27 protein-coding genes are annotated in these 25991 nt (G+C 73.1%); 21 read left to right on the top strand and 6 right to left on the bottom strand.

Annotated elements, in window-relative coordinates; translation table 11 throughout:
- The first annotated feature begins 76 nt into the window (after positions 1 to 76).
- From Gocc_RS10880 to Gocc_RS10835, 10 genes are all read left to right on the top strand, one after another.
- Complete coding sequence (locus Gocc_RS10880) at positions 77 to 2188, top strand: N-acetylmuramoyl-L-alanine amidase (protein ID WP_181813589.1); 2112 nt, start codon at positions 77 to 79, stop codon at positions 2186 to 2188.
- A 52-nt stretch (positions 2189 to 2240) separates the two neighbouring features.
- Positions 2241 to 2855: an RNA polymerase sigma factor gene (locus tag Gocc_RS10875; protein ID WP_114796594.1), complete on the top strand. Its 615-nt coding sequence runs from the start codon at positions 2241 to 2243 to the stop codon at positions 2853 to 2855.
- Complete coding sequence (gene fabZ, locus Gocc_RS10870) at positions 2852 to 3292, top strand: 3-hydroxyacyl-ACP dehydratase FabZ (protein ID WP_114796593.1); 441 nt, start codon at positions 2852 to 2854, stop codon at positions 3290 to 3292. Before Gocc_RS10875 ends, fabZ begins: the two co-directional genes overlap by 4 nt.
- Complete coding sequence (locus Gocc_RS10865) at positions 3289 to 4296, top strand: beta-ketoacyl-ACP synthase III (RefSeq protein WP_114796592.1); 1008 nt, start codon at positions 3289 to 3291, stop codon at positions 4294 to 4296. The genes fabZ and Gocc_RS10865 overlap by 4 nt, the downstream gene beginning before the upstream one ends.
- Before the next feature lie 102 nt (positions 4297 to 4398).
- Entirely contained in the window at positions 4399 to 5322 is a 924-nt protein-coding gene (gene fabD, locus Gocc_RS10860; RefSeq protein WP_114796591.1) for an ACP S-malonyltransferase, read from the top strand.
- Positions 5319 to 6053: a 3-oxoacyl-[acyl-carrier-protein] reductase gene (gene fabG, locus Gocc_RS10855; protein WP_114796590.1), complete on the top strand. Its 735-nt coding sequence runs from the start codon at positions 5319 to 5321 to the stop codon at positions 6051 to 6053. The genes fabD and fabG overlap by 4 nt, the downstream gene beginning before the upstream one ends.
- Positions 6054 to 6064: 11 nt before the next feature.
- Positions 6065 to 7324, top strand: a complete 1260-nt coding sequence (gene fabF / locus Gocc_RS10850; RefSeq protein WP_220150576.1) for a beta-ketoacyl-ACP synthase II — start codon at positions 6065 to 6067, stop codon at positions 7322 to 7324.
- 10 nt (positions 7325 to 7334) lie between these two features.
- Positions 7335 to 8099, top strand: coding sequence for an arginase family protein (locus tag Gocc_RS10845; protein WP_114796589.1), 765 nt, complete (start codon positions 7335 to 7337; stop codon positions 8097 to 8099).
- A gap of 35 nt (positions 8100 to 8134) precedes the next feature.
- The gene (gene accD / locus Gocc_RS10840) at positions 8135 to 8986 is read left to right on the top strand and encodes an acetyl-CoA carboxylase, carboxyltransferase subunit beta (RefSeq protein ID WP_181813588.1); all 852 of its coding nucleotides are present in this window, start codon (positions 8135 to 8137) and stop codon (positions 8984 to 8986) included.
- A complete protein-coding gene (locus tag Gocc_RS10835) occupies positions 8986 to 9918 on the top strand; it encodes an acetyl-CoA carboxylase carboxyltransferase subunit alpha (protein ID WP_114796587.1) in 933 nt (310 codons plus the stop codon). Before accD ends, Gocc_RS10835 begins: the two co-directional genes overlap by 1 nt.
- A 129-nt stretch (positions 9919 to 10047) precedes the next feature.
- On the opposite strand, the gene Gocc_RS10830 is transcribed toward Gocc_RS10835, so the two are convergent.
- The 4 genes from Gocc_RS10830 to Gocc_RS10815 form a co-directional block, all read right to left on the bottom strand.
- Positions 10048 to 10701, bottom strand: a complete 654-nt coding sequence (locus Gocc_RS10830; protein ID WP_220150575.1) for a GNAT family N-acetyltransferase — start codon at positions 10699 to 10701, stop codon at positions 10048 to 10050.
- Positions 10702 to 10866: 165 nt separating this feature from the next.
- On the bottom strand, positions 10867 to 13104 hold the full coding sequence (locus Gocc_RS10825; RefSeq protein ID WP_181813587.1) for a DEAD/DEAH box helicase: 2238 nt from the start codon (positions 13102 to 13104) through the stop codon (positions 10867 to 10869).
- 1 nt (position 13105) lies between these two features.
- Entirely contained in the window at positions 13106 to 13426 is a 321-nt protein-coding gene (locus Gocc_RS10820) for a thioredoxin family protein (RefSeq protein WP_114796585.1), read from the bottom strand.
- Positions 13427 to 13486: 60 nt separating this feature from the next.
- Positions 13487 to 14209 carry a polyprenol monophosphomannose synthase gene (locus Gocc_RS10815; RefSeq protein WP_114796584.1) on the bottom strand — a complete coding sequence of 241 codons (723 nt, stop codon included), beginning with the start codon at positions 14207 to 14209 and terminating at the stop codon, positions 13487 to 13489.
- A 40-nt stretch (positions 14210 to 14249) separates the two neighbouring features.
- Between Gocc_RS10815 and polX the strand changes: the two genes are divergently transcribed.
- Together polX and Gocc_RS10805 are read left to right on the top strand one after the other, a co-directional pair.
- Positions 14250 to 15959, top strand: coding sequence for a DNA polymerase/3'-5' exonuclease PolX (gene polX, locus Gocc_RS10810; RefSeq protein WP_181813586.1), 1710 nt, complete (start codon positions 14250 to 14252; stop codon positions 15957 to 15959).
- Positions 15956 to 17263 carry a pyridoxal phosphate-dependent decarboxylase family protein gene (locus Gocc_RS10805; RefSeq protein ID WP_181813585.1) on the top strand — a complete coding sequence of 436 codons (1308 nt, stop codon included), beginning with the start codon at positions 15956 to 15958 and terminating at the stop codon, positions 17261 to 17263. Before polX ends, Gocc_RS10805 begins: the two co-directional genes overlap by 4 nt.
- A 22-nt stretch (positions 17264 to 17285) precedes the next feature.
- Here Gocc_RS10805 and Gocc_RS10800 read toward each other — a convergent pair whose 3' ends face one another.
- Positions 17286 to 17999 carry a trehalose-phosphatase gene (locus Gocc_RS10800; protein ID WP_114796581.1) on the bottom strand — a complete coding sequence of 238 codons (714 nt, stop codon included), beginning with the start codon at positions 17997 to 17999 and terminating at the stop codon, positions 17286 to 17288.
- A 19-nt stretch (positions 18000 to 18018) separates the two neighbouring features.
- Between Gocc_RS10800 and Gocc_RS10795 the strand changes: the two genes are divergently transcribed.
- From Gocc_RS10795 to Gocc_RS10785, 3 genes are read left to right on the top strand one after another with little or no spacing between them, the layout of a single operon-like run.
- On the top strand, positions 18019 to 18363 hold the full coding sequence (locus Gocc_RS10795; protein WP_114796580.1) for a sulfite exporter TauE/SafE family protein: 345 nt from the start codon (positions 18019 to 18021) through the stop codon (positions 18361 to 18363).
- The gene (locus Gocc_RS10790; RefSeq protein WP_114796579.1) at positions 18360 to 18755 is read left to right on the top strand and encodes a sulfite exporter TauE/SafE family protein; all 396 of its coding nucleotides are present in this window, start codon (positions 18360 to 18362) and stop codon (positions 18753 to 18755) included. Before Gocc_RS10795 ends, Gocc_RS10790 begins: the two co-directional genes overlap by 4 nt.
- Positions 18752 to 20191: a M23 family metallopeptidase gene (locus Gocc_RS10785; RefSeq protein ID WP_114796578.1), complete on the top strand. Its 1440-nt coding sequence runs from the start codon at positions 18752 to 18754 to the stop codon at positions 20189 to 20191. The genes Gocc_RS10790 and Gocc_RS10785 overlap by 4 nt, the downstream gene beginning before the upstream one ends.
- A 48-nt stretch (positions 20192 to 20239) precedes the next feature.
- On the opposite strand, the gene Gocc_RS10780 is transcribed toward Gocc_RS10785, so the two are convergent.
- Positions 20240 to 20734, bottom strand: coding sequence for a hypothetical protein (locus Gocc_RS10780; RefSeq protein ID WP_114796577.1), 495 nt, complete (start codon positions 20732 to 20734; stop codon positions 20240 to 20242).
- A gap of 76 nt (positions 20735 to 20810) precedes the next feature.
- On the opposite strand from Gocc_RS10780, the gene Gocc_RS16960 reads away from it, so the two are divergent.
- The 6 genes from Gocc_RS16960 (at position 20811) to rfbD (ending at position 25988) form a co-directional block, all read left to right on the top strand.
- Positions 20811 to 20945, top strand: a complete 135-nt coding sequence (locus Gocc_RS16960; protein ID WP_281268450.1) for a hypothetical protein — start codon at positions 20811 to 20813, stop codon at positions 20943 to 20945.
- A 97-nt stretch (positions 20946 to 21042) separates the two neighbouring features.
- On the top strand, positions 21043 to 23220 hold the full coding sequence (locus Gocc_RS10775) for an MMPL family transporter (protein ID WP_114796576.1): 2178 nt from the start codon (positions 21043 to 21045) through the stop codon (positions 23218 to 23220).
- A gap of 66 nt (positions 23221 to 23286) precedes the next feature.
- Entirely contained in the window at positions 23287 to 23940 is a 654-nt protein-coding gene (locus Gocc_RS10770) for a YczE/YyaS/YitT family protein (protein WP_114796575.1), read from the top strand.
- 22 nt (positions 23941 to 23962) lie between these two features.
- Entirely contained in the window at positions 23963 to 24742 is a 780-nt protein-coding gene (locus tag Gocc_RS10765; protein ID WP_114796574.1) for a sugar phosphate nucleotidyltransferase, read from the top strand.
- The gene (locus Gocc_RS16230; RefSeq protein WP_181813584.1) at positions 24739 to 25197 is read left to right on the top strand and encodes a dTDP-4-dehydrorhamnose 3,5-epimerase family protein; all 459 of its coding nucleotides are present in this window, start codon (positions 24739 to 24741) and stop codon (positions 25195 to 25197) included. Before Gocc_RS10765 ends, Gocc_RS16230 begins: the two co-directional genes overlap by 4 nt.
- The gene (rfbD, locus tag Gocc_RS16225) at positions 25152 to 25988 is read left to right on the top strand and encodes a dTDP-4-dehydrorhamnose reductase (protein ID WP_181813583.1); all 837 of its coding nucleotides are present in this window, start codon (positions 25152 to 25154) and stop codon (positions 25986 to 25988) included. The genes Gocc_RS16230 and rfbD overlap by 46 nt, the downstream gene beginning before the upstream one ends.
- Positions 25989 to 25991: the final 3 nt, after the last annotated feature.

The following is a 25991-nucleotide window of genomic DNA, read 5'->3' as shown; positions in this document are numbered from 1 at the left end:
GACGGTAAGGATTCTATCAGGGAGGCGTCGAATCCCTTGTGCAAGGCCCCGTCCTGCGTCACCCTGGGATCCCGCCGTGAAGACTGTCGTCACCTCCATCATCGCCGTCACCCTGGCCGCGCTCGCGCTGCCCGCTGCTGCGTCGGCCGGTCTGGCGTCGCTGGTCACGCGCGACGTCCCTCTCCACGGCGAGCGCCTGCCCGCGGCCGCGGCGCCCACCCGCTTCGACCTCGTCGGGCTGCGCTGGCGCGGCAGCGGCACCGTCTCGTTCCAGGTGCGGTCGGTTGCGGGTCGCTGGGGCGCCTGGCTGCCCGCCGCGCCGGAGGCCGAGGATCTTCCCGACGCGCGCAGCGCCGAGGCGCGCGCCGCCCGCGGGTGGCAGCTCGGCAACCCCACATGGGTCGGGCCCTCGACAGCGATCCGCTACCGCACGAGGGGAACCGTCACGGCGCTGCGCGCCTCGTTCGTGCGCAGTCCCGAGTTGCGCGTGCCCCTGCGCACGCTGAGCATCGCCGGCGCCCCGCCCATCGTGCCGCGCAGCGGCTGGGGCGCGGACGAGTCGATCCGCCACGGCGAGCCGGAGTATGCGAGCGCCGTGCGCTATGCGATCGTGCACCACACGGCGGGCACGAACAGCTACTCGCCGGCCGAGGCCGCCGCGATCATGCGCGGGATCGAGCTCTACCACGTGAAGGCGAACGGCTGGAACGACATCGGCTACAACTTCCTCGTCGACCGTTACGGCACCGTCTACGAGGGCCGCTACGGCGGTATCGACCGAAACGTCGTCGCCGCCCACGCGAAGGGCTTCAACACCGGTTCGGTGGGCGTCGCGGTCATCGGCACGTTCTCGGATGCCGACGTCACCCCCGCCGCCGAGAGCGCGCTGACGCGGCTGCTCGCCTGGCGTCTCGACCTCGCCCACGTCGACCCGCTCTCGACGACGACGGTCGTCTCCGGCGGCAGCGAGCGGTTCCCCGTGGGCGTTCCCGTGCTCCTGCGCGCCGTGTCGGGTCACCGGGACACCGGGTTGACCGTGTGCCCCGGGAACAAGCTCTATGCCCGGCTCGACCAGATCGCCGCCGCCACGCAGGCGATCGGCCTGCCGAAGATCTACGAGCCCAGCGTGACCGGGGGAATCGGCGCTCTCGTGCGCTTCCGGGCGCGCGTCTCGGGGGCGCTCCCGTGGACCGTCACCGTCACCGACCCGGCGGGTCTGGGGGTTGCCTCCGGCACCGGCGTGGGCCCGTCCGTCGACTGGACGTGGGACGCGTCGCTCGCCGTCGTCAGCGGCGCGCGCTGGCGCATCGCCGTCGCCGGAGCGACGGCGGCGAGCGGCGTGCTCGGGAAGGTGGCGCCGGGAGGGGCGGCGCTCGCCGTCACGGGCCTCGCGGCCGATCCCGAGACGATCAGCCCCAACGGCGACGGCCAGCTCGAGACGAGCACGATCACCTACACGACGACCGCCGACGCGTCCGTCACCGTCTCCCTGCTCGATGCCGCCGGCCGGCAGGTCGCCGAGCTCGCGCCGGCGGCGCCGCAGCCTCCCGGGGAGCACGCGCTCGTCTTCGACGGCCTCGGCCAGCCCGACGGCGTCTACACGATCGCCGTCACGGCGATCGGCGCGGACGGGACGGTCGTCACGCAGCAGACGCCCGTGACGATCACCCGCACGCTCGGCGAGGCCGCCGTGCGGCCCGCGGTGTTCACGCCGAACGGCGACGGCTCGGGCGACGAGCTGCAGGTGCGCTTCCAGCTCGCAGCAGCGGCGTCGGTGCGCGTGCGGGTGCTCCGCGAAGGCAAGTGGGTGGCGACGCCGTTCTCGGGCCCGCTCGCAGCCGGCCCGCAGCTGATCTCGTGGGACGGCAGCAAGCGCATCGGCAGGGCGCGCGACGGCTCCTACACCGCCGTCGTGGAGGCGACCGACGCCATCGGCACCACCGCGATCGCGTTGCCGTTCGTGACCGACGCGCACCCGCCGCTGCTGCGGCTCCTCGCGGGCCGGCCGGCGAGGCTGTGGGTCTCCGAGGCGGCCACGGTGACGGTGCGCGTCAACGGCGCCGCCCGTGTGCTGCAGGCGACCGCGGCCGGGCCGCTGCCGTTGGCCGGCATCAAGCGCGTGCGCTCGCTCGTCGCCGTCGGCCGCGACGTCGCCGGCAACCGCACGGTGCTCCGCTTCGCCCGCTGACCGTGACGCCTCCGCCGGCGAGACCCACGGGCGCGCGCAGTAGACTCGCCGGGTGCAACCCTCGCTCCGACCGCGCCGTCGAATCGGCGCCGCACCGCGGCACGAGCCGCATCTTCACTACGACAAGCTGAGCGACCCGATTCTCGTGCGCCGCGCCAAGGACGGAGACGAGCGTGCCCTGCAGGCCCTTTGCGAGCGTCACGCGCCGCGCGTGGAGCGCCTTGCGAAGCGGCTGCTCGACGATCCCGAGGACGCACGGGATGCCGCGCAGGACGCACTCGCGAAGCTCTGCGTCAAGCTCGGACAGTTCCGCGGCGAGGCGGCCTTCTCGACCTGGCTGCACCGGCTCACGGTGAACGCGTGCCGCGACGTCGTCGACCGGCGCGGCGCGTGCCGTCTCGTGCCGCTGGAGTACGATGCCCGCGTCGCGCCGGAGCCGTCGCCCGCGCGGGAGGCGGAGCTGGCCGAGCTCCGCGCCGGGCTGCGCGCCGGCCTCGCCGAGCTTCCCGCCGACCAGGCCCGGGTGCTCGTGCTCAAGGACGTGCTCGGCTACTCGTTCCGGCAGATCTCCGACGCCTCCGGCATGCCCGTCGGAACGGCCAAGTGCTATGCCCACCGCGCCAGGGCCGGCATGCGGGAGCTGCTCGAGGAAGGAGCCGTCGCATGATTCCCGCCGCGCCCTTCGGAAGGGACGAGATCGAGCGCATCCTCCCTCACCGCGATCCCTTCCTGCTGCTCGACGAGGTGATCGTCCTCGAGCCGGGCCGCAAGGTCGTCGCGACGCGGGTCGTGCGAGCCGACGACTGGTGGTTCCCGGGCCACTTCCCCGGGCGGCCGGTGATGCCCGGCGTGCTCGTCGTCGAGGCGATGGCGCAGGCGGGAGCGGTGGCGGTGCTCGTGGAGGAAAGCAACCGCGGCAAGATCGCGTTCTTCGCCGGTATCGACGACTGCCGCTTCAAGCGCGTCGTCGAGCCGGGCGACACGTTGACGCTGACCTGCGAGATCGACGCCGTGCGCGGCCCGATCGGCCGCGGCAAGGCGACGGCCCATGTCGGCGAGCAGCTCGCGGCGCGGGGCACGCTGACCTTCGCGGTGGAACGATGATCGGCAGCGCGAAGGGCTCCCGCATCGGCATCACCGGCCTCGGCACCCACGTGCCGGAGCGCGTGATGAGCAACGACGACCTGACCGCGTTCGTCGACACCTCCGACGAGTGGATCCGCGAGCGCACCGGCATCCGCGAGCGCCGCATCGCCGCCCCCGAGGAGGCGCTCACCGACATCGCGCTCCCCGCCGCCCGCGCCGCTCTCGCCGACGCAGGGGTCGACGCCCGCGACATCGACTTGCTGATCTGCGCCACGGTGACCCCCGACATGATGTTCCCGACCTCGTCGGCGCTGATGGCGCACGCGCTCGGGATGCCGAACGCGGCCGCGTACGACCTGCTCGCCGGCTGCACCGGCTTCATGTACGCCGTGGCGCAGGCGTACGCGATGCTGGCCTCGGGCCTGTCCAGGCGCGCGCTCGTCGTCGGCGGCGACGTCCTGTCGAAGATCCTCGACTGGGGCGACCGCTCGACGCTCGTGCTGTTCGGCGACGGCGCGGGCGCGGTGGTGATGGAACCCGTCGAACGCGGCGGCTTCCTCGGCTTCGAGCTCGGAGCCGACGGCGGCGGCGGCGTCCACCTCAGCTACCCCGGCAGCGGCTCGAGAGCGTTCGAGAACCCGCAGTCGATCCTGAAGATGAACGGTCGCGAGGTGTTCAGGTTCGCGACCCGCGTGATGGTCTCGTCGGCCCAGGCGGTGCTGGCGCAGTGCGACCGCACGATCGCCGACGTCGACGTGTACGTGCCGCACCAGGCGAACAAGCGGATCATCGACCATGCTGCCGGTAAGCTCGGTGTCCCAACCGAGAAAACGGTCGTGAACGTGGACAGATACGGCAACACCTCATCCGGATCGATCCCGCTTGCACTCGCGGACGCACGGGCGGACGGGAGGCTGCGCGACGGCGCGCTCGTGCTGATGACGGGGATGGGTGCGGGCCTCACGTGGGGATCTGCGTTGATCGAATGGACAGACGCTTCCGCCTCTGGCAGAAGTGCCTAGACGGGGCGTCCACGGCAAGACTGGAAGGGACGGAATGCCGATGTTCGACAGTGAATCTGCGACGGCACGTGTGGGCTCTGCTCCCGCGGGGAGAAGCGCCCGATGAGCAAGACCGCCTTCTGCTTCCCGGGGCAGGGCTCTCTCGAGGCCGGCATGGGGCGCGAGATCGCGGAAGCGGTGCCGGCGGCGATGGCCGTGTACCGGCTCGGCAGCGAAGCGTCGGGCCTCGACCTGCAGAAGCTGTGCTTCGATTCTCCTGTTGAGGAGCTCGTCGACACGGAGGTGCAGCAGCCTGCTCTCGTGGCGACGAGCCTGGCGATCCTCGCCGCCCTGCGCGCCGAGGGACTCGAGCCGGACGTCGTCGTCGGCCACTCGGTCGGCGAGTTCGCCGCGCTCGCGTCGGTGGGCGCGATCACCGCCGCCGACGCGATCGGGCTCGTGCGCGAGCGCGGCCTCGCGATGGCGGAGGCCGCGCGGACGCACCCCGGCTCGATGGCCGCCATCCTCGGGCTCGAGGACGAGGCGGTCGAGACGCTGTGCCGCAAGATCGTCGGCGTGTGGCCGGCGAACTACAACTGCCCCGGGCAGATCGTGGTCTCCGGCGAGAACGATGCAGTCGAGGAGTGCTGCGCCGAGGCCGAGAGCCTCGGCGCCCGACGAGCGATCAGGCTCAAGGTGTCCGGCGCGTTCCACAGCCCGCTCGTCGCCCGCGCCGCCGACCGGCTCAAGCCCGCGGTCGACCTGATCCGCTTCCACGACCCGGTCGCTCCCTTCATGTCGACCGTGACGGCCCGGATCGAGCCGGCCGCCCGCCTCGGCTCGCTGCTCATCGACCAGCTCACCGCGCCCGTGCGCTTCACCCAGGCTGCGCGCGCGCTCGTGCACGACGGCGTCACCACGTTCGTCGAGGTCGGGCCCGGCAACGTGCTCTCCGGCCTCGTGAAGCGGATCGACCGCAGCGTGCGCACGTTCTCCGTGAACGACCTCGCGAGCCTCGAGCGCGCGCGGGAGTCGCTGAGCACGTGAGCGCGGCAGGCTTCTGCTCGCTCGAAGGGAAGCGCGCCCTCGTCACGGGCGGCTCGCGCGGCATCGGTCGCGCTATCGCGCTCGAGCTCGGCCGCGCCGGCGCCTCGGTCGTCGTCGGCTACCGTGGCGGCGAGGCCGAGGCCGAGGAGGTCGCGGCGGCGATCGGCGGCCGCGCGGTGCGGGCCGACGTCTCCGACCCGGCCTCTGCCGCGTCGCTCGTCGAGGCTGCCGGCGACGTCGACATCCTCGTCAACAACGCGGGGCTGACACGGGACGGCCTGCTTGCCCGCATGCCCGACGACGACTGGCGCACCGTGATCGAGACGAACCTCTCTTCCGTCTTCTACACGTGTCGTGCGGTCACGCGGCCGATGATGAAGAAGCGCGCGGGGGCGATCGTGAACGTATCGTCGATCGTCGGGGTGCACGGGAACTGGGGCCAGACGAACTACGCGGCCTCGAAGGCCGGCATCATCGGTTTCACGAAGTCGCTCGCGCGTGAGCTCGGCAGTCGCAACGTGCGTGCCAACGTCGTCGCTCCCGGCTACGTCCAGACGCAGCTGACCGAGGTGCTTCCCGAAGCTGCGACCCAGGCGATGCTGCAACAGACGCCCCTCGGCCGGCTCGGCGACCCCGGCGACGTCGCCGGCGCCGTCCGCTTCCTCTGCTCCGACGAGGCCTCCTTCATCACGGGCGAGGTGCTGCTCGTGGACGGCGGCCTCGGCATGTAGCCTGCCTTGCCGTGAGCACGAGCCCCGACAGGCGCAGGATCGTCGTCACCGGCCTCGGCATGGTGAGCCCTCTCGGCAACACCGTCGAGGACACGTGGGCTGCTCTCGTCGCCGGCGAGTCGGGCGCCGGGCCGATCACCCAGTTCGACTCGACCGACTACCCGGTGCACTTCGCGTGTGAGGTGAAGGGGCTCGAGGTGACCGACTACGTCGACTACAAGGCCTCGCGACGGATGGACCGTGTCACGCATCTGGCGCTCGCCGCGGCGCGCCAGGCGCAGGCCGACTCCGGGCTCGACGTGAGGCCGATCGCCGAGCGCGTCGGCGCCGCGGTCGCGACGGGCATCGGCGGACTGAAGTCGTTCGAGGCGTGTGTCGATCAGCTCAAGGCTCGTGGCCCCGACCGCGTCAACCCGTTCTCGATCGTCCAGATCATCCCGAACCTGGCCGCCGGCTGGGTCTCGATCGAGCTCGGCACGCGGGGCCCGCTGCTGTCCCAGTGCACCGCCTGCGCCGCCTCGAACATGGCGATCGGGGACGGCATGGACGCGATCCGGCTCGGCCGCGCGGACGTGATGTTCTGCGGCGGCACCGAGGCGCCGGTGACGCAGGTCGGCATCGCCGGCTTCGGTGCGATGCGGGCGATCTCGCGGCGCAACGACGACCCCGAGCGCGCCTCGCGGCCGTTCGACGGCGAGCGCGACGGCTTCGTCATGGGCGAGGCATCGGCCATGGTCGTGATCGAGGAGCTCGAGCACGCTCGCGCCCGCGGCGCCAAGATCTACGCCGAGCTGCTCGGCTACGGCGTCTCGTCGGACGCGAACCACGTCTCCGACCCCGACCCGACCGGCGAGAACCCGGCCCGCGCGCTGCGGATGGCATTCGCGGACGCCGGCATCGAGGCCGAGGACGTCGGGTACGTCAACGCGCACGGCACCTCGACGCCCGCGGGCGACGCAGGCGAGACGCGCGTGCTCAAGGTCGCCCTCGGCGAGGACAAGGCCTACCGCACGCCGATCTCGTCGACGAAGGGCGCGACGGGACACTGCCTGGGTGCGGCCGGCGCGGTGGAGGCGATCTTCACGATCCTCGCGCTGGAGCGCGGCATCCTGCCGCCCACGATCAACCAGACGACGCCCGACCCCGAGTGCGACCTCGACTACATCCCGAACGAGGCGCGCCACGAGCAGGTCGAGATCGGCGTGTCGAACTCGTTCGGCTTCGGCGGGCACAACGCCTGCCTCGTGTTCCGCCGCTGGCGCGGCGACTGAGCCCGCCGCCGTGAGCTGGCTGCGCGCACGCTGCCCGGATTGCCGCACGCTCACCGCTGTCGCGGTCGGCGACGAGTACCAGTGCCACAGCTGCGGGCGGGAGTTCGCCGCCGGGCTCGTGCGCGTGCCGCGCGCATGGGGACGCGGCGGCGAGGCGATGGCCGAGGCGGCGTCGCTGCCGCTGCCGTACCCGGAGGCGGCCGTGATCGCGCACGACACGCTGGAGGAGCAGACCGCCGCGCTCGCCGCCGGGCTGCCGCCCCGTCCGCTCGTCCTCGGCGGCTGCTGCTGCGCCCACATGGGGGCGATCCGTGGGCTCTCGCGCCGGCCCGGCAGGCTCGCCGTCGTCTGGCTCGACAGCCACGGCGATCTCAACACGCCCGAGAGCTCGCCCTCCGGCAACCCGTGGGGGATGCCGTTGCGCGCGGCGATCGACGAGGGGGCCGTGCGCTGCGAGGACGTCGCGCTCGTCGGTTCCCGCAGCCTCGACCCGCCCGAGGTCGCCTTCATGGCGCAGGCCGGCATCGACGAGGACGTCGATCGTGCGCTCGCCGGCTGCGACCGCGTCTACGTCGCGCTCGACTGCGACGTGCTGCGGCCCGATCAGCTTGCATGCTTCATGCCGGAGCCGGGCGGCCCGACGGTCGACGCCCTCGTCGAGGTGCTCGGCGGCATCGCGCGGACGCTTCCCGTGGCAGGGCTGGGACTGACGGGGCTGCGGCCGCAGGCCGACCCTGCCGTGCTCGCCCGTCTGGCCGCCGCGCTCGCGCTGTAACTCCCGCCGTACGGGCCGGGTCTAAGATGGCGCAGATGTCCGCCACGGATCGCATCGACGTCTCGATCGAGCACAAGCGGGCCGCCCCGGACGATCAGGGCGCCGGGGCGCATCCGAACACCTGCCCGGCCTGCGGCTCGCACTACCGCGACGAGGAGCTCTCGCGCCACCTGCGCGTGTGCCCGCAGTGCGGTCACCACTTTCCGGTGCGCGGGCCGGAGCGGATCGCCCAGCTCGCCGACGAGGGCAGCTTCGAGGAGGACGAGACGCACCTGCGCTCGAGCGACCCGCTGGCCTTCTTCGACCTGAAGCCGTACAGCGAGCGTCTTGCGGAGGCGGAGATCTCGACCGGGCTCGGTGACGCGATGATCACCGGCGCTGCGGCGATCGAGGGTCTGCCCTGCCGCCTGGCGGTGATGGACTTCTCGTTCATGGGCGGCTCGATGGGGAGCGTCGTCGGCGAGAAGTTCGCGCGCGCGTGCGAGCACGCCGCCGAGGACGGGCTCCCGCTCGTCTCGGTCTCGGCCTCGGGCGGCGCCCGTATGCAGGAGGGGATCCTCGCGCTCATGCAGCTGCCGAAGACGGTGTGCGCCGTCGAGGAGCTCCACGACGCCGGCGGCGTGCTGATCTCGGTGCTGGCGCATCCGACGACCGGCGGCCTCCTCGCGAGCTTCGCGTCTCTCGGCGATGTGCTGCTGGCGGAGCCGGGGGCGTTGATGTCGTTCGCGGGCCCGCGTGTCGTCGCGCAGACGACGCGCGAGAAGCTGCCGGACGACTTCGGTCTCGCCGAGTCGAACCTTCGCTTCGGCCACATCGACCAGATCGTTCCGCGAGCCGAGCTGCGCCCCACCGTGGCGCGGCTGCTGCGGCTGTTCGGGGGCGCGTGATGGCGAACGAGGCCGAGCTCGGGCTGCGCGACCGCATCGCCAAGTTGAGCGGCGTCAAGCTGCTGCGCGGCACGAAGCTCTCCGCCGAGCTCGAGCGCCTGCAGCGTCAGCTCGAGCGTCTCAGGGACGACACCTCGGACGAGGAGATCTGGAAGCGCGTCGAGCTCGCCCGCCATCAGGATCGGCCGTACACGCTCGACTACGTCGCACGGATGCTCGACGACTTCTTCGAGATGCGCGGCGACCGGCATCGAATGGACGATCACGCCATCGTCGCCGGGCTCGGCAAGCTCGACGGTCGCACGATCGCGCTGCTCGGCCACCAGAAGGGGCGCGACATCAAGGAGCGCAGCGCCCGTAACTTCGGCATGGCCTATCCGGAGGGGTACCGCAAGGCCATGCGCGTGATGGAGCTCGCCGAGCGCCACGGCTTCCCGCTCGTCACGCTCGTCGACACGCCCGGCGCCTATCCGGGCGTCGCCGCCGAGCAGCACGGCCAGGGTGGCGCGATCGCGAAGTCTCAGGCGACGATGCTGCGCCTCGGCGTGCCGACCGTCTCGGTCGTGATCGGCGAGGGTGGCTCGGGCGGCGCCGTCGCGATCGCGGTCGCCGACCGGGTGCTGATGCAGGAGAACGCGATCTACTCGGTGATCTCGCCCGAAGGATGCGCCGCGATCCTGTGGCGCGACGCATCACAGGCGAAGAAGGCTGCGTCTGCGTTCAAGCTCGACGCCGCCCACTGCCTCGAGCTCGGTGCGATCGACGGGATCGTGCCGGAGCCCGAGGGCGGCGCCCACGTCGACCACGACGGCGCCGCCGCCCTCCTGCGGGAGGCTGTCCTCTCGCACCTGGAGGAGCTCGAGGGCATCCCGGCCGACGATCTGCGCCGCGCCCGGCGCGCCAAGTTCCGCTCGCTCGGCGTGCTCGCCTGACCCAGCTGCGCCGCGGCCGCGCGCCGTCTCTCCACAGTATCCACAGGCTTATCCCCTGCTCGAAAAGCCAGTGCGAGCAGGGAGATCGTCCTGTCTGTGAGGGACGTGTGAACCCCGGCGCGCCTGCGCTCACCCGGCGGCGGGCAGCCCGAACAGGGGCAGACAGGCGGGCAGGCCTTCGCTGCGGACGGGAACCGGACAGCGCCAGCTGCTGCGCTCCAGCCGTACGGTGTGCGCGACGACCGGTACGCCGCGCGGGCTGCTCACGGTCGTGTGCGTCTCGCTGTAGCCGAGTCTCGCGGAGACCCGCCGCGATGCCTCGTTGCCTTCGAGCCACGCCGAGGTGGCCGCCTGCGCGCCCAGGTCGCGGAAGGCCAGCTCGAGCACGGCGGCCCGCATCTCCGTGCCGAGGCCGCGGCGCTGGAACGCACGCCCGAGCCAGGAGCCGGTCGCCACCTCGCGCTCCTCGGCGAAGAGCTCGGCGCGAAGCGACTGCGACCCGACGAGCTCGTCCCCGTGCCAGACGAGGAGGTTGAGGCTCCAGTCGTGCGGCCGCCAGGCGCCGAGCTGCTCGCGGTGGAACGCGACGAACTCGTCGAGGAAGGACGGCGACCCGATCCCGTCGCTCCAGGCGACGGAGAACGGCATCTCCTCGGGCGGGTGGATGCCTCGCTGCGCGAGGCGGGCGAGCGCCCGCACCTCGTCCTCGTCTCCGAGCCGCAGGAGAAGCCGCGGCGTGCGCAGCTCGAGGGCGAAGAGCGCCGCGAGGTCGATCACCGGCACACCCCCCTCGGTCGAGCGAGGAGCGGCTGCCGCGCGAGCGGGGCGGCGGGATGCGCGCGGAGGGGCATGACGTCATTCTTCCCGCCCGGCGTCGAGCGCGCGCAGGCGCGCCCCCGGGAACCGTTGCTCCGGCGCGGCAGCTCGGTGCGCGCTGTAGCCGCCGCGCTACGTGCGGGCCGCCATGCGCTCGAGGAGCGTCAGCGCGACGCCCTTGTCGAGCATGTCGTTCAGGTTCCCGCACTTGGGGCTCTGCACGCAGGAGGGGCAGCCGGCGCCGCAGGGGCAGCCGGCGAGGAGGCGCGCGCTGTCGGCGACCCACCCCGCGAAGCAGTCGAAGCCGCGCTCGGCGATGCCGACGCCCCCCGCGTGGCCGTCGTAGACGAAGACCGTGGGCAGGCCCGTCTGGAAGTGGGCGTTGGTCGAGAGGCCGCCGATGTCCCAGCGGTCGCACATCGCCCACAGCGGCAGGAGCGTGATGAGCGCGTGCTCGGCGGCGTGGAGGGCGCCGAGGAGGCGCGGCATCTCGGCGATCCCCTCGAGCATGTCCTCGCCGGGGCAGAACCAGACCGCCTCGGTCTCGAAGGACACCTCGGGCAGGAGGAGCGGTGCGACCTCGAGGGTCGAGCCGTCGGCGATCGCCTTGCGCTGGTAGGCGACCACCTGCTCGGTGACCGAGACGCGGCCGAAGTGGAGCTCGACACCGGCGCCCTCGGCGCCGCGCAGCGTCGCCTCGATCGCCGTCCGGGTGTCCTTCTTCACCTGCGTGTACCAGTCGACGCGCGCGGGCGCGACCGTCGCGACGCGCGCGTCGTGGTCGAGCGAGAGCACGAGGTACTGCTCGCCGAGGTGGAGGTAGATCGCCCCCTCGTGCACGGACGAGTAGGCGCGGGCGCGCTCGACGAGGCCGAGCACGGAGCCGGTCTCCGCCTCGACGATCGTGAACGACGCGGCGTCGCCGGAGCGGAGCGAGAAGCGGCCGGCGGGATGGTCGCGGCCCTTCCACACGTAGCCGGCGCGGGTCGGCTCGAGCTCCGGGTGCTGCGCCGCCCGGGTGAGCGCCTCCTCGCCGAGCGTGGCGGCGTCCGCGGCGGCGATCGGCCCCTCGAAGGCCGCCGCGGCGACGTGCGGGTCGAGGATGCGCGGGTTTGCGTGGTCGAGCCGGGCCGCCTCGACGCGGCGGGAGAGCAGCGCCTCCGGATCGCGCATGAAGAACTGGTCGAGTGCGTCCTCGCTCGCCACGAGGATGGCAAGTCCCTTCCCGCGCCGGCCTGCGCGGCCCCACTGCTGCCGCAGCGAAGCGACCGTGCCGGGGAAGCCGACGGAGATGGCGCAGTCGAGCTGCCCGATGTCGATGCCCAGCTCGAGCGCGTCGGTCGCGGACACCCCGAGCAGCTCGCCGGCGACGAGCCGCCGCTCGATCGCACGCCGCTGTTGCGGCGTGTATCCCGCCCGGTAGGGCGCCAGCCGCGCCGCCGTCGCAGGGCCGACGCGCTCGGCTGTGAAGCGGTGGATGAGCTCGGCCGCCTTGCGGCTCTTGGCGAAGCAGATCGTGCGCAGGCCGCGCGACACGAGCGCCGCCATCAGGAGCGACGCCTCGGCGAGCGCGCTCGTGCGGGTGCCGAGCTCCGGGTCGAGCAGCGCGGGGTTCCAGAGGGCGATCTCGCGCTCCGCCTTCGCGGACGTGTCGGTGTCGACGACCGTGACGGACATGCCCGTGAGCGCGAGCGCGAGCTCGCCGGGATTCGCGATCGTCGCCGAGGCGAGCAGGAACTGCGGGTCGGCGCCGTAGGCGCGTGCGAGGCGTCGCAGGCGCCGGAGCACGTTGCCGACGTGCGAGCCGAACACGCCGCGATACACGTGGGCTTCGTCGACGACGACGTAGCGCAGGTTGTGCAGCAGGTCGGCCCAGCGGTCGTGGTGGGGGAGGATGCCGACGTGGAGCATGTCCGGGTTGGTGAGGATCACGTTCGCCCACGTGCGCACCTGGCGGCGCCGCTCGACCTCCGTGTCGCCGTCGTAGATCGCCGCCTTCAGCCCCGGGAGGCGCAGCTCCAGGAGCGAGCGTGCCTGGTCCTGCGCGAGCGCCTTCGTCGGGTAGAGGCAGAGCGTGCGCGCCTTCGGGTCGCGCGCGACCGCGTCGAGCAGCGGCAGCGTGAACGCGAGCGACTTCCCCGAGGCCGTTCCCGTCGTGACGATGAAGCTCGCGCCGCGCCGCGCCGCTCTCCATGCCTCCGCCTGCTGGGCGTAGAGGCCGTCGATGCCGCGCAGCGCGAGCGCCGCGGCGACGAGAGGACTGAGGTCGGCGGGAAGCTGCTCGCTTCTCCCCGTGCGCGCCGGCTCCGCGGCGAGGTGGGCGAGCTCCTCGCCTGCGAGCAGGTCGGCCCATCCTGCGGGCGGCGCCACGTCAGCGTTCGAGGTAGGGGGCGAGGGCACGCTCGTAGCGGCCCCTGCCGTGCGCCCCGACGATCGTCTCCTGCGGCTCGCCGCCCACGAACAGGATCACGGTGGGGATCGACAGCACCCCGTAGCGGGAGGGCGTGCCGATGTTCTCGTCGATGTCGAGCTCGACGAGGCGCACGCGCCCCGCGGTGGCGCCCACGAGCTCCGTCAGCACGGGCGCGACGGCCTTGCACGGCCGGCACCACGGTGCGCCGAACTCGACGAGCACGGGAACATCGCTCGCGAGCACCTCGTCCGCGAACGTCGCGTCGGACACCTCGTGCATCCAGCGATCATACGGTCGCGCTCACGAAGCAGGGCCGAGGTGTCGTCGCGCGCCGGGCTCTCAGAGCCGCCCGCGCAGCGCGCGCCAGCGCAGCGCCGGCACCTTCCACACCGCCTCGAGCACGATCGCGCGACTCATCTTCGAGCCTCCGGCGACCCGGTCGACGAACGTGATCGGCACCTCGACGACGGTGAAGCCGCTGCGCAGCGCACGGTAGGTCGTCTCCACCTGGAACGCGTAGCCGCGGGCAGCGATCGCGTCGAGGTCGATCGTCTCCAGCACCGTGCGCCGGAAGCACTTGAACCCGCCGGTGAGGTCGCGGACGCGGACGCCGAGCACGGTGCGGGCATAGAGCGAGCCGGCCGCCGAGATGACGCGCCGTGCGAGCCCCCAGTTGACCGTGCCGCCGCCCTCCACGTAGCGGGAGCCGAGCGCCACGTCGGCTCCGGCCTCGCAGGCTGCGATCAACCGCGGCACGTCCTTCGGGTCGTGGGAGAAGTCGCAGTCGACCTCGAGCACGAGCGCCGCCCCCGCGGCGAGCGAGCGCCGGAAGCCCGCGATGTACGCGGGCCCGAGGCCCTCCTTGCCGGGCCGGTGCAGAACGTCCAGCCACGGCAGCTCGCCGGCGAGGCGGTCGGCGATCTCGCCGCTGCCGTCCGGCGAGTTGTCGTCGATCACGAGTACCCGGTCGCATGTGACGTCGATCTGCGCGCCGAGCGCGCGCACCATCGGCTCGAGGTTCTCGCGCTCGTTGTACGTCGGCAGGCAGACGACCGCGCGCATCGCGGAATCTTGCCCGACGCGGCGGGCCTATGATCGACGGGTGGCAGCCGCGCTCCCCCGCAACGGCGATCTCGCCGACCAGCTCGAGCTGCTGGCAGACCTGTCCGAGATCCTCGGCGAGCAGCCGTTCCGCGTGCTCGCCTACCGGCGCGCCGCCGCGAGGATCCGCGACACGGCGGCGTCCGTCGCAGAGCTCGCGCTCGCGGGCACGGCGAGGGAGCTGCCGGGCATCGGCAAGACGATCGAGGCGAAGATCGTCGAGGCCGTCGAGAGCGGCGAGATGCAGGCGCTCTCGCGGCGGCGGGCGCAGGTGCCCGGCGAGGTGGCCTCGTTCATGCGCCTGCCGGGCCTCGGCCCGAAGACCGCGGCGCGGATCTGGCGCGAGCTCGGCGTCACGACGCTCGCCGGCCTCCGCGAGGCGGCCGAGCGGCAGCGGCTGCGTGCCCTGCCCGGGTTCGGGCAGAAGTCGGAGGAGAAGATCCTGCGGGCGCTCGCCGAGGGCGCGGCGGCCGGCGAGCCGCGCCGGGGCCTGCTCGGCTCCGGCCTGCCGCTGCTGCGCGAGGTCGTCGAGGCGCTGCGTGCGCACCCTGCGGCCGTCGAGGTGTCGGAGGCGGGCAGCGTCCGCCGTCGCAAGGAGACGTTCCGCGACCTCGACGTGATCGCCACGGCCGCCGACCCGGCCGCTCTCACCGCGCACTTCGTCGCGCTGCCCTGGGTGCTCGAAGTCGTCGCGCACGGCGACAGCAAGGCGACCGTGATCACGAAGCAGGGGCTGCGCCTCGACCTGCGCGTCGCCGCGCCCGAGAGCTACGGCGACCTCCTGCAGCACTTCACGGGCTCGAAGGAGCACAACGTGGCGCTGCGCGAGGAGGCGCAGCGCGGCGGCCTGTCGGTGTCCGAGTACGGCGTCACGGTGAGCGAGACCGGTGAGGTGCGCACGTTCCGCGACGAGGAGTCGCTGTACGCGTTCCTCGGCTACGCGTTCATCCCGCCGGAGCTGCGCGAGAGCGCGGGCGAGCTCGAGGCGGCACGCACAGGCACGCTGCCGCATCTCGTCGAGCTGGCAGATCTGAAAGGCGACATGCACTGCCATTCCAGCTGGTCGGCGGACGGGAGGGCCTCGATCGAGGAGATGGCGCGCGCGGCCGCGGCACGCGGCTACCGCTTCCTCTGCCTCACCGACCACTCGCACTCCCTGCGCGACGGCCGCATCGAGGCGCAGTGGGAGGAGATCGCGGCCGTCAACGAGCGCGTGGCGCCGTTCCGCGTGCTGCGCGGCGTCGAGGCGAACATCACGGCGAAGGGCGACGTCGACCTCGCGGACGAGGTGCTGGAGCAGCTCGACTGGGTCGTAGCGTCGCTCCACACCTCGTTCGACCGCAGCCCGACAGAGCGCATCCTCGCCGCGATCGAGAGCCCGCATGTCGACTGCATCGGCCATCTCAGCGGGCGCCGGCTCTCGCGCCGCCGCGGCGCCGACGTGGACGTCGAGCGCATCGTCGCGCGTGCCGCGGAGACGCGCACCGCGCTGGAGATCAACGCGCAGCCGGAGCGGCTCGACATGCGCGACGTCCACGCACGCCTCGCCGGCGAGGCCGGCGTGCTCGTCCCCGTCGACAGCGACGCCCACACGACGCAGGCGCTCGCCTACGCGGAGCTCGGCATCGGCCAGGCGCGGCGCGCCTGGCTGACGAAGGATCAGGTGCTCAACACGCGCACATGGGCGCAGATCGCGAAGATGCGCGGGTGAGCAGCTTCCGGGACGACGGCGCCGCGGCGCTCGAGTGGGTCGCGTCGTACCTCGAGCGCGTACGCGAGTACCCGGTGCTCTCCACGGTCGAGCCGGGGCGGATTCGCGCCGCGCTGCCGCCGGCGGCGCCCGAGGCGCCCGAGCCGTTCGCGGCGCTGCTGCGCGACCTCGACGAGGTGCTGATGCCCGGCATCACCCACTGGCAGAGCCCCCGCTACTTCGCGTACTTCGCGACGACGGGCGGCGAGCCCGGCATCCTCGCCGAGCTGCTGATCGCGGGTCTCAACCAGGTCGGCATCCTCTGGCGGGCCTCGCCCGCCTTGCAGGAGCTGGAGGAGGTGACGCTCGACTGGCTGCGGCAGCTGCTCGGCCTGCCCGATCCCCTGCACGGACACATCGAGGACACCGCCTCCTCCGGCCTCGTCACGGCGCTCGCCGCGGCGCGTGCCGCCAGGCCGGAGCGGCGGGTCGTCGTCTGCTCCGAGCACACGCACTCGTCGACGACGAAGGCCGCGCGCCTGCTCGAGCTCGAGTTGCGCACCGTGCCCGCCGACGGCACCCACGCGATGCGTCCCGACCTCGTCGACCTCTCCAATGCCTGTGCCCTCGTCGCCACCGTCGGGACGACGTCGTCGGCCGCCGTCGATCCCGTCTCGCTGCTCGCGGACATGACCGCCGCGGAGGGCGTGTGGCTGCACGTCGACGCGGCCTATGCGGGCGCCGCCGCCGTCTGCCCCGAGCTGCGCCACCACTTCGCCGGCTGGGAGCGCGCCGACTCGATCGGCGTCAACCCGCACAAGTGGCTGTTCACACCGATGGACTGCTCCGCGTTCTTCTCGCGGCGGCCCGACGACCTGCGCCGCGCGTTCAGCCTCGTGCCGGAGTACCTGCGGGTGAGCGAGGACGTGGTCAGCCTGAGCGAGTACGCCTCCCCGCTCGGACGCCGCTTCCGGGCGCTGAAGCTGTGGGCGACGCTGCGCTGCTACGGCCGGGAGGGGCTGCAGGCGATCCTGCGCGAGCACGTGCGGCTCGCGGCGCTGTTCGAGTCCTGGGTGCGGGCAGAGCCGGGCTGGACGGTGTGCGCGCCGCGCCACTTCTCGCTCGTCTGCTTCCGCCGCGACGGCGGCGACGAGGAGAACGAGGCGCTGCTGCGGCGCGTCAACGACAGCGGCGAGGTGTTCCTCTCGCACACGAGGCTCGACGGGCACTACGTGCTCAGGCTCGCGATCGGCAACGCGCGCACGGCGGAGGAGGACGTCCGGCTCGCCTGGGACGTGCTCCGCCGCGAGGCGGCGGCGCTGTAGCGAAACGCGGCGCCTCGCCGCCCTACAGGGATCGCAGCAGCTCGAGCAGCTGGGCCGGGCCGGCGACCGTGAGGTCGGCCGCTTCGCGCAGCGCAGCGGGCGCCTCCGCTGACACGACCGCGACGCGCACCCCGCACGGGAGCCCGTCGAGTGCCCTGAACGCGTCCAGGTCGGTAGCGTCGTCGCCCGCGTAGAGGGCGCGGCGCAATCCCGAGCGCTGGAGCAGCTCCCCCACCGCGCTCCCCTTGTCGGCGTCCACCGGCGGGCGTACCTCCAGCACCTTGCGGCCCCAGCGGGGCACGAGCCCCGCCTCCGCGGCGGCGGCGGCGACGCCCTCGAGCGCCCGTCGGGCCGCCTCCTCGTCGGCGCTCTCGCGCCAGTGGAACGAGACGGTGAGCCGCTTGCGCTCGGCGGGCCAGGGCGCGGCGTCGGCGAACGCGGCGATCGCCTTCACCCACGCCTCTGCGCCGGGAGCGAGCTCGAGCCCGTGCTCGCCGACGTACGTGAGGTCGGGGACGCCGACCACGCGGGCGGCGTCGCTCCCGGGCCGGCCGCTGATGCAGGCCACGAGCCCGTAGCGGCCGGCGAGGCGGCGGAGCTCCGCGCGCGTCGCCTCGGGCACCTCCGCGCCTTCGGGCCGGTCGACGATCGGGGCGAGCGTGCCGTCGACGTCGAAGAGCAGCGCCGCCGCCGACGGCTGCGCGACGAGCGCACGGAGGGGATCCGGAATCTGCACCCCCGCCTAGGATACGCCAGTGCGCCTCGTCTTCATCGGCCTCGTCGCAGGAGTGTTCAGCTCCCTGTTCGGCGTCGGCGGCGGCATCGTGATCGTGCCGCTCCTGATCGGCTTCGCCGGGCTCGCGGCGAAGGAGGCGACCGCGGCCTCGCTCGGCGCGATCGCGATCACCGCGCTCGCCGGCGTCGTCCTCTACGCGGCGCACGGCAAGGTCGACCTTGCCTACGCCGCGCTCGTCGGCGTGCCCGCGATGGCCGGCGCGCTCGCCGGCTCGGCCGTGCAGCGGCGCCTGTCGGGGCGCGCGGTGACGATCGGCTTCGCGCTGCTGCTCGCCGCGATCGGCGTCAGGTTGCTCGTCGCATGAGCACGACGACGATCGTCCTCGCGCTGGCGCTCGGGCTCGCCGCCGGCGTGCTGTCGGGCCTGTTCGGCGTCGGCGGGGGCATCCTCTTCGTGCCGACGCTGCTCGCGCTCGGTCTCGGCCAGGTCGAGGCGGCGGCCACCTCCCTGCTCGCGATCGTCCCGACGGCCGCGGTCGGCATCTGGCGGCAGACGCGCTACGGCAACATGCGGGTGCGGCCGGCGCTCGTCGTCGGGATCGCGTCGATCGCCGGGGTCGAGGTGGGCGTTCGCGTCGCGACGTCGCTGTCGGAGAGCGTGCTGCGGCGCCTGTTCGGCGTGCTGCTGCTGCTCGTCGCGGCCCAGCTCGTCGCCAGCACGGTCCGTCTCGGCCGGCGCCACCCTGGTGCGCGGTGAGACGCGCGCCGCTCCTCGCACTGCCGCTCCTCGCCGCGCTGATCGCCGCGATCGCGTCGGCGGCGCCCGCGCAGCCCGACGCGCGCGCGACCGCGATCGTCTCGCGCGTGATCCAGCCCGGCGTGCCCGACCAGCTCTCGATCGCGCTCGCGACCCCGCAGGCGGCGAACGAGTCCCTCAGCGGCTATGCCTATCCCGACGACGGCTCGATCGTCCTCATCGGCTCTGCGAGTGCCGGGGTGGCGGCGGCGCCCGGCGTCTCGTCGAGCGCGCAGGGCGGGGTCACGGCCCTGGCGGTGTCGCTGTTCGGAGGCGAGATCACGGCCGCTTCGCTGGATGTGAAGGCGACGGCCGCAGCGGGAGCGGCAAACGCGTCGAGCGGCGTGTCGGAATCGCGTATCGCGGGCCTCACCGTGCTCGGCCAGCCGATCGCCGCGACCGCCAACGTCGTGCTCCCGCTCGCGGACTGGGGCACGCTGGAGGTGCTCGCCTCGGCCGTGGAGACGGCGCAGGTGCGGCCGCGATCGGCCGGCGCCACCGTCACCGGGCTGCGCGTCAGGCTCACCGCGGAGCACGCCGGCCTGCCCCCGGGCAGCGAGGTGTGGGTCGGCTCGGCGACGGCGGCAGCGACGGCGGCCGCGGCCGCGGGTGCCGCGCCGCCGCCGCAGACTCCTCCCACCGCCCGTCGCCCACCGGCGCGGCCCGCCGTCCCCGCCGGTGCGCCGAGAGAGCCGGGGACGTCGATCCCCGGCGTCCCGCCCGAGTTCGTGCGCACGGCACCCGAGGTGGCCGTGCAGCTGACGGGCGCGGGGTACCTGTTCCCAGTCTACGGTCCCGCCTCGTTCGGGGACACCTTCGGTGCTCCGCGCGCCGACGTCGCCGGCGGCTGGCATCACGGCGAGGACATCCTCGCGCCGCTCGGAACCCCTCTCCTCGCCGTTGCCGACGGCACCGTCTTCGCCGTCGGCTGGAACGACATCGGCGGCTGGCGGCTGTGGCTGCGCGATCGCGCCGGCAACGCGTTCTACTACGCGCACCTCTCGGCCTACTCGCCCCTCGCGGCCGAGGGTCGCAGCGTGCGCGCCGGCGACGTGCTCGGATTCATGGGCCGTTCCGGCGACGCGGAGCTCGGGCCGGCCCACCTCCACTTCGAGGTCCATCCCGTCTCGCTGCTGCAACGCGGCTACGACGGCGTCGTCGCGCCGTACCCGTTCCTCGTCGCGTGGCGGCGCGCGCAGGACGTCTCGTTCGCGGCCGGCCGCGCCTACCTGCCGCTCGACGGGCCGGGCGCCGGCGGCGCCGTCGCCCCGCCCGCGGGCGCCGTCCTGCTCGAGGCCGACGACATCTCCGGCCGCAGCGGCCTCGTTCCCGGCGCGCTCGAACAGGCGCTCGCCGCCAGCTCGCCGCAGCCGTCTCCCGCGGCCCGGGTCCGCTAGCGAGGATCGCGGGGAAGGGCGGCCTCGAGCGCCCCTCCCCGCGCTCGTCTAGCCGTCCTTCGTGCTCTCGCCAGCCTCGTCCGCGGCCTCGCCTGCGGCATCCGCCGCCTCCTCGGCCGGCGGCGCGTCGAAGCCCTCGAGTGGATGCAGGTCGTCGTCGCCGGCGATGCGGTCGAGCAGCCACTGCCGGGTCTGCGTTCCCGACCACGGGTTGTAGAGCGCGCCCGCCACGAGCCCTGCGAGCAGCATCGCCTTGCGCCCCTTGCGTCCCTTCCGCTTCTTGCCCTTGAGCGTGTCGGCGGCCCTGCCGAAGTCCTCGAGCGCCTTGCGCAGGTTCTCCTGCACCTTCGCGTCGGTCGCGAGCTTCGACGCGGACTGGGCGATGCCCCCGTTCTCGTGTACGAGCGGGCCGTACAGCCTGCGCGCGGCGCCGAACGCCTCCTTGAGGTCCTCGCGGAACCCCGGATCGTTGAGCGCGCGGTCGAGATACGGCTTCAGCGACTCGACGGCGGGAGCGATCTTCGCGGTCGTGTTCTTGGCCATCGTGCGGCCGTCCTTTCCTCGTGAATCGTGTCTCCCAAGTATGACGACGAACGGTCGCCTACGATGGGGCGGTCCCATGCGCCGCCTGAAGCGAATCCTGCTCGTTGCGGCCGCGGCCGCCGGCGCCGCCTCGTACGTGTGGGTGGCGGCGGTGCGCGCCGTCCCCGCCGTGCGCCGCCGCAAGGCGGAGCGCCGGCGCGCGGGGCCGTAGCCGCGCCGGGATCGTGCGACGCGCGCGCGGGCGGTATGTGTATTGATTCCGCTTCCGCCCACCCGCTGCACCCGAACCCGCCCTGGAGGTCTCGCCGATGGAACGCTGGACGCGCTTCGTGCTCCGCCACCGCTGGTCCTTCCTGATCGGATGGGTCGCCGTCTTCGCCGTCGCGGGGCTGGCGTCCTCGAAGCTGTCCGGCCTGCTCACGAACCGCTTCACGCTGCCGGGCACCGACAGCCAGCGGGCCGAGCGGATCCTGCAGGACCACTTCGGGCAGCGCTCGACCGGATCGTTCACGCTCGTCGCGAAGACGGACGGCGGCGACGCCGCGGCGCTCGTGCCGCAGGTGCGGGAGGCGGCGACGCGCGCCGCCGCGAAGCTGCCGACCGGCAAGCTCGTCTCCGTCCAGCCGCTCGGCGACTCGGTCGTCGCCGCGCAGATCGTGTCGGACCTCGATCCCGCCGACGCCAAGGGCAGCACCGACGCGATGCGGGCGGCGGCGGGCCCGATCGCGGGCGCCAAGCTGTACCTCACGGGCCAGGCGGCGACCGAGCACGACCTCGACCCCGTCTTCGCCCAGGATCTCAAGAAGGGCGAGCTCTACCTGGCGATCCCGATCGCGCTCGTCATCCTCGTCTTCACCTTCGGCACGCTGTCGTTCCTGCTGCCGTTCGCGTTCTCGCTCGTGACGATCCCGACGACGCTCGGGATCATCTGGATCTTCGCGAACTTCATGGAGCTGACGACGTACCTGACCAACCTCGTCTCGCTGATCGGCCTCGGCATCGCGATCGACTACTCGCTGCTGATGGTCTACCGCTTCCGCGAGGAGCTGCGGAAGGGCGCTTCGACCGAGGACGCGGTCGTGACGACGATGGGCACCGCCGGCCGCGCCGTCGTCTTCTCGGGCACCGCCGTCGCGATCGGCCTGGCGCTGCTGCTGTTCATGCCGCTGCCCTTCATGCGCGGCTTCGGCGTCGGCGGGCTCATCATCCCGACCGTCTCGGTCGTGGCTGCGCTGACGTTCCTGCCGGCAGTCCTGTCGCTGCTGGGGCGCCGGCTCGAGCGCGTACGGCTCCTGCCGAAGACGATCATGGACAGGCGCGCGGACCACGAGCGTGGGTTCTGGGCGAAGCTCGCGCGCTGGATCATGCGCCGGCCGTGGCCGGTCGCGATCGGCGCGACCGCGCTGCTGCTGCTGCTCGCCGCCCCCGTGCTCTCGCTGCAGCTCGGCCCGGGCTCGAACGAGGGCATCCCGAAGCGGCTCGAGTCGGTGCAGGGCCTCGACGTGCTGGCGGCGGCCGTCGGCGCGGGCGCGACGGCGCCGACCGCCCTCGTGATCGACACGGGCAAGGCGGGCGGCACGCGCGATCCCGAGATCACCGCGGCGCTCGGGCGGCTGCGCAGGGGACTCGAGGCGGATCCACAGGTGGCGCGCGTCGACTTCGCGGCCGGCGACCGCCAGCACGTCGACGCGAGCGGGCGCTACCTCAACGTCCAGGTGATCGGGAAGAGCGACTACGGCAAGCCGGAGAGCCTGGCCTTCGTCGATCGCCTGCGCGGCGACATCGTGCCGGCGGCCCGGTTCCCGGCCTCCGCCAGGGTCGTCGCGGGCGGCGGCCCCCCGGGCGGCAAGGACTTCATCTCGCTCACCTACAGCTGGTTCCCGTGGCTCGTCGTCGCGGTGCTGGTCGCCACCTACGTCCTGCTCGTGCGAGCCTTCCGCTCGCTGCTCTTGCCGCTGAAGGCGATCATCCTCAACGGCCTCTCGATCGGGGCCGCCTACGGCCTGCTCGTGGTCGTGTTCAAGTGGGGCTGGGGCGAGCCGCTCGGGCTGATCGCGTACGACCAGGTCGAGGGCTGGATCCCCGTGATGCTGTTCGCGATGCTGTTCGGCCTGTCGATGGACTACGAGGTGTTCCTCGTCAGCCGCATGCGCGAGGAGTGGGACGCGGGTGCGAGCAACGAGGACGCCGTCGTCGTCGGGCTCGAGAAGACGGGCCGGCTCGTCACCGCCGCCGGGCTGATCATGTTCGCGGCCTTCATGGGCTTCGTGGCAGGATCGATCGTGGGCCTGCAGCAGTTCGGCTTCGGCCTCGCCGCCGCGATCCTGATCGACGTCACGATCGTGCGCTCGCTGCTCGTGCCGAGCGCGATGAAGCTGTTCGGCCACGCCAACTGGTGGCTGCCGGAGGGTGTCGCGCGCATCCTTCGCGTGCCGTCCTCGCCGCTCGGGGAGCACCGGCCGATCCTGCGGCCGGCCGGGAAGTAGTCGTCCCGGACGACGGGGTGGGGCTCCTGCCTCACCCCGAGCGCCGCGCGCCCGTAGGCTGCGTCGATGCCGGCCCCGCCTCTCGTCCGCGGCAACCGCGCCGTGCGCCTGCTGTCGCTCTTCACCGGCCTGCTGCTGTTCGCGCTCGGCATCGTCCTCCTGCTCGAGTCGAGGCTCGGCCTGTCGCCGTGGGACGTGCTCAACCAGGGGGTCTCCGAGCACACGCCGCTCTCGTTCGGGGAGGCGAACGTCGCGATCGCGCTCGTCGTGCTCGTCGCGGCGCGGCTGCTCGGGGCGCGCATCGGGCCGGGAACCGTCGCCAACGCCATCTTCATCGGCCTCTTCGTCGACGGCCTGCTCGCGATCGACGCGATCGACGCGCTCTCCGGCTCGTCGCTCGCGACGCGTGCGGCGCTGATGGCGGGCGGCATTCTCGTCATCGGCGCCGGCTCGGCCTTCTACATCGGCGCCGGCATGGGGGCCGGCCCGCGCGACTCGATGATGCTCGTGCTCTCGCGCCGCACGGGAACGCGCATCGGCGCCGTGCGCGCCGGGCTCGAGGTCGCCGTCACGGTGCTCGGGTTCGCGCTCGGCGGCACCGTGGGCATCGGCACCCTCGCCTTCGCGCTGGGGATCGGCCCCTCGGTCGAGCTCGCGTTCTGGCTGCTCGAGCGCTCGCCGCTCGCGGACGCCGCGCCCGACATGTCCCACGCGGCCTGAGCGCGGGTACGATCGTGCGGCGATGAAGGGACTGGTGTGCGCCGGCGGCGAGGCGACCCGACTCGGGGAGTTGACCCGCGTCACGAACAAGCACCTGCTGCCGGTCGGCAGCTGGCCGATGATCTACTACCCGCTGCAGCTGCTGCAGCTCGCAGGCGTGCGCGAGGTGCTCGTGGTCACCGGCAAGGGGCACGCGGGCCAGATGATCGACCTGCTCGGCGACGGCCGTCTCTCCGCCCGCGGCAGCGACGAGCCGCTGCTCGAGCTCGATCTCACCTACAAGGTGCAGACGCGTCCGGGCGGCATCGCCCAGGTCGTCGGCATGGCGCGCGACTTCGCCGGCGACGAGCCGCTCGTCGTCGTGCTCGGCGACAACATCTTCGAGCACGCGCACGCGGACGAGATCGCGGCGTGGGGCGCCGCCGGCGCTGGCGCGCGGGTGTTCGTGAAGGAGGTGCCCGACCCGGAGAACTTCGGTGTCGTCGTCTACGACGAGCGGGGGCGCGTCGTCGACCTCGCCGAGAAGGCGGGCGTCGTCGACCTTCGTTACGAGGCGCCGCCGACGAGCGACGCGGTCGTCGGCCTCTACTGCTACCCGCCTGACGTGTTCGACGTGATCGAGAGCCTGCGGCCCTCGAGCCGCGGCGAGCTCGAGATCACCGACGTCAACCGTCACTACGCGCAGGCCGGGGCGCTCTCGGTGGTACAGGTGCGCGGCTGGTGGGAGGACGCCGGCAAGCACTGGCAGCATCTCGCCGAGATCGGCCGTCGCATCGACGAGACCGGGGTCAACAAGCCGTGATCGAGGGACTCCTGCGCCTGCCGCTGCGGCGCTTCGAGGACGAGCGCGGCTGGTTCTACGAGCTGCGCCGCGACAGCCTGCTGCCGAAGAGAACGGCGCAGACGAACGTCTCGTTCTCGCGCAGGGGCGTGATCCGCGGCCTCCACTACCACGAGCGCGGCCAGGACGACCTGTTCGCGTGCCTGCGGGGCACGGCGCGCGTCGTCGTGCTCGACCGGGTCAGCGGCGAGACCTTCAGCGAGGACATCGGCGACGACAACCCGGTGGCGATCTACGTCCCGGGCCGCCACGCCCACGGCTTCGAGGCGCTGACCGACCTCCTCTTCGCCTACCACGTGACCGAGGAGTACGACCCGTCCGATCCCGACGAGCACGGGATCCCCTGGAACGACGAGCGCGTCGCCCACCTGTGGAGCACGACGACACCGATCCTGTCAGCGCGCGACGCGTCCTGATCACCGGCGCGGGCGGCCAGCTCGGCCAGGCGCTGCGGCGGGCCTTCGCCGGCGACGAGGTGATCGCGCTGACGCGCGCCGACTGGGACGTCTCCTTCCCGCCGCCGCCCGGGCTGCCGCCGCTCGACCTCGTGTTGCACGCGGCGGCCTGGACGAACGTCGACGGGGCCGAGGACGACCCGCAGGCGGCGGCAGCGGTGAACGTCGGCGGCAGCGCCCACGCGGCGGAGCTCGGCGCCCCCGTCGTCGCGTTCTCGAGCGACTACGTCTTCGACGGCCGCAAGGGCGCGCCCTACGTCGAGTCGGACGGCCCGAGCCCGCTCTCGGCCTACGGCCGCACGAAGCTCCACGGAGAGGCCGCGGCAGGCGAGCGGGCGTGGGTCGTGCGCAGCTCGTGGCTCTTCGGCCCGACCGGCCACAACTTCGTGCGCACGATGCTGCGGCTCGGCGCGGAGCGCGACGAGGTCTCGGTCGTGGACGACCAGCGCGGCTGCCCCACCTACGTCGGGCACCTGGCCGCGGCGACGAGGGAGCTGGTCGACGGCGGCGCCCCCTTCGGCGTCTGGCATCTGGCCGCGGCGGGCGAATGCACGTGGGCCGGCTTCGCCGAGGCGATCTTCGCGCAGGCGGGCCTCGACTGCCGCGTACGCCGCGTCACGACGGCGCAGTTCGGCGCGCGGGCGCCGCGGCCCGCCTACTCGGTGCTGCGCAGCGAGAAGGGCGCCCCCGAGCTGCCCCACTGGCGCGAAGGGCTGGCGGAGTGCATCGCGCGCATCGGAGCGGCCACCTGACGC

This window comes from Gaiella occulta, from assembly GCF_003351045.1.
In the GTDB taxonomy this organism is placed as follows: domain Bacteria; phylum Actinomycetota; class Thermoleophilia; order Gaiellales; family Gaiellaceae; genus Gaiella; species Gaiella occulta.
Note: the sequence above shows the minus strand (reverse complement) of the source record. Positions and strands in the feature narration are given on the sequence as shown.

Excerpts from the sequence above, each read along its gene's own strand:
- fabZ (WP_114796593.1), top strand. The coding sequence starts at position 2,852 with ATGATTCCCGCCGCGCCCTTCGGAAGGGACGAGATCGAGCGCATCCTC.
- Gocc_RS10865 (WP_114796592.1), top strand. The coding sequence starts at position 3,289 with ATGATCGGCAGCGCGAAGGGCTCCCGCATCGGCATCACCGGCCTCGGC.
- fabD (WP_114796591.1), top strand. The coding sequence starts at position 4,399 with ATGAGCAAGACCGCCTTCTGCTTCCCGGGGCAGGGCTCTCTCGAGGCC.
- accD (WP_181813588.1), top strand. The coding sequence starts at position 8,135 with ATGTCCGCCACGGATCGCATCGACGTCTCGATCGAGCACAAGCGGGCC.
- Gocc_RS10835 (WP_114796587.1), top strand. The coding sequence starts at position 8,986 with ATGGCGAACGAGGCCGAGCTCGGGCTGCGCGACCGCATCGCCAAGTTG.
- Gocc_RS10820 (WP_114796585.1), bottom strand. The coding sequence starts at position 13,426 with ATGCACGAGGTGTCCGACGCGACGTTCGCGGACGAGGTGCTCGCGAGC.
- Gocc_RS10815 (WP_114796584.1), bottom strand. The coding sequence starts at position 14,209 with ATGCGCGCGGTCGTCTGCCTGCCGACGTACAACGAGCGCGAGAACCTC.
- Gocc_RS10790 (WP_114796579.1), top strand. The coding sequence starts at position 18,360 with ATGAGCACGACGACGATCGTCCTCGCGCTGGCGCTCGGGCTCGCCGCC.
- Gocc_RS10780 (WP_114796577.1), bottom strand. The coding sequence starts at position 20,734 with ATGGCCAAGAACACGACCGCGAAGATCGCTCCCGCCGTCGAGTCGCTG.
- Gocc_RS16960 (WP_281268450.1), top strand. The coding sequence starts at position 20,811 with ATGCGCCGCCTGAAGCGAATCCTGCTCGTTGCGGCCGCGGCCGCCGGC.
- Gocc_RS10775 (WP_114796576.1), top strand. The coding sequence starts at position 21,043 with ATGGAACGCTGGACGCGCTTCGTGCTCCGCCACCGCTGGTCCTTCCTG.
- Gocc_RS10770 (WP_114796575.1), top strand. The coding sequence starts at position 23,287 with ATGCCGGCCCCGCCTCTCGTCCGCGGCAACCGCGCCGTGCGCCTGCTG.
- Gocc_RS10765 (WP_114796574.1), top strand. The coding sequence starts at position 23,963 with ATGAAGGGACTGGTGTGCGCCGGCGGCGAGGCGACCCGACTCGGGGAG.